This is a genomic window from Tenacibaculum sp. SDUM215027, assembly GCF_050566205.1.
Lineage (GTDB): Bacteria > Bacteroidota > Bacteroidia > Flavobacteriales > Flavobacteriaceae > Polaribacter.
Window position 1 is genome coordinate 1 of sequence record NZ_JBNXUE010000015.1, and the last position, 3,776, is coordinate 3,776.

Genomic DNA, 3,776 nt, shown 5'->3' on the forward strand with positions numbered 1-3,776 from the left:
TCTTCTGTAGTGGCTCCTGTATTCCATAAATAAGTATAATCTGTCGTTCCTCCTGATACTGTTAAATCAATAGCTCCATCACTTCCTCCACAACTTAAATCACTTCCTAAAAGTGAAAGTGATAATACTGCTGGTTCTCCAATAGTTACTCCTGCTATTGCTACACAACCATTCGCATCGGTAATTGTAACACTATAAGCACCTACAGTTAAACCACTAATATCTTCAGTCGTCGCTCCAGTATTCCATGAATATGTATAAGGAGCTTTACCTCCTGTTATTGTTAAATCTGCTATACCATCATTTCCTCCATTACATTTTACATCTGTTCCTACAATAGCTGCTGTTGGAATACTATCTATCGTAATGTTTTTTGTTACTGAATTTGTATCTCCATCTTCATCTGTAACAACTAGTGTTACCATTTTAGAGCCTCCACTACTATAGCTAACATTATGAGGGCCTTCTGTTGTTGTCATTGTTGGTGAAGAATCTGTCCCAAAACTCCATTCATAAGTAATAATTCCATCTCCTCCTGTTGATGTGTTTGTAAAAGTTACACCTTGAAAACCTCCTCCATTAACTCCACAATTATATATAAATGTGAAATCAGGAGCAATAGGTGTTTGTACATCAATAGGTGGTAAATTTTCTCCTGAACATTTTGAAGTTTGAATTGCACATCCTGGACCTGAATTGCTACCCGGTGTTTGCCATGAAAGGTACACATCTGTTAACGTAAGTTCTTCACCACAGGTATAATTCACCAATTCAAACATCTGGTAAGTTCCTGGGTTAATTGATCCTGGTATTCCTACACTAATTTTATCGCTACCTACATAAACATTTCCGTCTTTATCTATTTGATCGGTTCCATTCATCAAATAAAACTGCATATACAAGTCTTTTTTACTTGCTGCTTTTGAAATATCTACATATAAATAAACGTTAGAGAGCTGCTGCCCTACTGTACACGTGCTTATTGGATTTCCGTTTATATCTCCTATATAAACACTCCCTATTTCAACATCCTGAGCTCCACACCCAGAAAGGCTACAGGGACTCTGCATAGACACTGTTGTTTGTGAAAAAATGTAATTAGCACTAAACAACAAAAGTATCAGCATTAATTTTCTTAAATGAGTAGTTTTCATTCCCATACCTTAACTTTTAAAATTTAACTTTTAAACACCCTATAAATTCTATAGAATATTACACTTACTAAGTTTTAGTATTTAGCTAAAACCATTTTACGGGGATGGGGTAAAATGGGGTGGGGTAATTAAGGGTTACGCATTTCCTAGTATTACAAGAATGTAATACTTTAAACACACAAGGATGTACAATAAAAAAAATTTGAGGAAACTAAATAATACTGAGTGGGATATAGTATTATTCTGAGGGATTAACGTTTTTTAAGTTCTAAAAACTGTTATACCAAATGTAGTACTTATTTTTAGTTTTAAAAAATGAAATGTTAAAAAAGGGGTTTTTCCCCTATGTTTTTTTTAAAAAAAATACTTGTAATATTTTACAGTACTTCCTTTATAATTAAGCCTTCTAGCTAAGAGTGAGTCAAAAAAACACAAGCTTTACATTTACCCCAAAAATAAAACCCCAATTCAATATGCGCATTGAATCAGGGCTAAAGAAAACTACTCTACAGGAGACTAATTACTTATTTTTCTATTTATAATCATTAATGATTATAAATTTTGATCGCCTGTTTTCTTGGTGCTCTTCTTCTGTACAAGGAACCCCATTAGAACATTTGTTTACTAATTGTTTTTCCCCATAACCAATAGCACTTTCTATTCTATTAGTAGCTATACCTCTTGAAAAAATATAATCTCTGGTAGACTTAGCTCTCTTATCTGATAAAATTTCATTATATCTACCACTCCCCCTACTATCGGTATGAGCTTCGATCTTAATAATCATTTTTGGGTGATTGTTCATTACTCGTACAATGTGCTCTAATTCATAAGCTGCATCTGGGCGTATATTCCACTTATCAAAATCGAAAAATATAGGATCTATCACTATCTCATTACCTACAATTAATGGCGTTAGATATAAATCATGTTCTACTTCTCTGCCTCTTACATCTGTAGTTTTTACATCATTGACAAAATCATCTTTATAATCTAATTTCGTTCCTCTTAACGTAAAACTCTTTTCACATTCTACCTCAAAAGTGTACCTAGCATCTTCTTGAGTTACAAACCTTTTGAGTACTTTTCCTTCAGAGTCAATCAATTCGACTAAAGCATTGGGTAATATTTCTTTAGTTCTTTTATCATACGTTACTCCTTTGATAAACTGCTTGCACTTTAACGTTCTAAATTTATATACATCATCTTGTCCTTTACCTTCTGGTCGGTTTGAAGAAAAGTATCCTGTTTTTCCGTCTTCATTATAAAAAAAGGCAAAATCATCATATCCACTGTTGAATGGAGCTCCTAAATTCATCACCTCTGAAGAGTTGTTTTTGAGTAATTCTGATTTATAAATATCTAGTAATCCTAAATTTGCATATCCATCAGAAGAAAAATATAATGTATAATCCTTTGCTACAAAAGGAAACATTTCTCTACCACTTGTATTTATCTTATCTCCTAAATTTATTGGTTTTCCATACCCTCCATCAGCTAAAATAGCCACTTTATAAATATCTGTCAGCCCATAACTACCTGGTCTATCAGACACAAAATATAATGTTTTTCCGTCTGGGCTCAATGCTGGATGTCCATTAGAGTATACTTTATCGTTAAATGGTAATTCTTCAATATTATCCCATTGTCCGTTTACTAAAGTTGCTTTAAATATTTTTAAGTTGGAAGTCCCTTTTTTATCATACTCTAGTTTATTTTCTTCCTTTAAATTATTTCTTGTAAAATATAGCGTTTGACCGTCTTTAGTTATAGCTACATTTGATTCATGAAAAGCAGTGTTTATTTTAGAAGAAACTATAGGAATTATATTTTCTATAACTTCTTCATTTTCATTTTTTTTCATGATTCTTGCTTGATATAAATCTAAATAAGGCTCATTGTTCCACTCATAAGTTTCACCTTTATCATTTCTAGCTGAAGAAAAATATAACTTTTGACCATGAGCATACATGCCAAAATCTGAACTTTTCGTGTTAAAATTTAAGTTTACCACCTCTACTGAATCTTTATTGAGCATTTTTAACTTATCATAATCAACATCTCCTATTTTTAAAGCTACATCGGGTAACTTTTGTAACCATTTATCTGCCTTGTCATACTCACCAATACTTCTAAGTGATTGAACATATTTATAAATAGCTTTATCGTCTAAACCTTCATCTCTATTGGAAGCTACACCATACCAGTAAGCTGCTTGCTCTGAGTTGGAGTTATTATAATAACAATCTGCTAGTCTTGTAACCATATCCACCCCATCATCGCCTTCATTTATAGCTTTTTTATAAAACTCAGCTGCTTTTATGTACGCGTATTCTTTATAGAATTTATTTGCTACCTTTCTTTGTGAAAATGCAAAACATGATAAAAAAAGTAGTATAAGTGTAATTTTTGTCTTCATAATTCTACTTTTTAAAAATATCTAGGAGATTTCGTTCTATATGACTTAGGGAATAATTCAAACATTAATAATATTTCATGTGTTCCATTTGAATATTGATTAATGTCTGATAACGGATACTCATATGCGTAACCTACTCGGAACTGTCGTGATACTTGAAAATCTACTAATGCTCCTAAAGCTCCGGTATCTTCATTAATTCT

At 32.2% G+C, this 3,776-nt stretch carries 2 protein-coding genes and 1 pseudogene; all 3 read right to left on the reverse strand.

What is annotated here, in order from left to right:
- Nucleotides 1-1,070 (reverse strand): annotated as a pseudogene (locus ACQYZ7_RS16610) (hypothetical protein); the annotation flags it as partial.
- 616 nt (nt 1,071-1,686) lie between these two features.
- Complete coding sequence (locus ACQYZ7_RS16615; protein WP_430730829.1) at nt 1,687-3,573, reverse strand: OmpA family protein; 1,887 nt, start codon at nt 3,571-3,573, stop codon at nt 1,687-1,689.
- Between the two features lie 11 nt (nt 3,574-3,584).
- A partial coding sequence (locus ACQYZ7_RS16620; protein WP_430730830.1) for a type IX secretion system membrane protein PorP/SprF occupies nt 3,585-3,776 on the reverse strand: 192 nt, incomplete at its 5' end.

Bases quoted from the DNA above. Each gene is read 5' to 3' on its own strand.
- ACQYZ7_RS16615 (WP_430730829.1), bottom strand. From the start codon at position 3,573: ATGAAGACAAAAATTACACTTATACTACTTTTTTTATCATGTTTTGCA.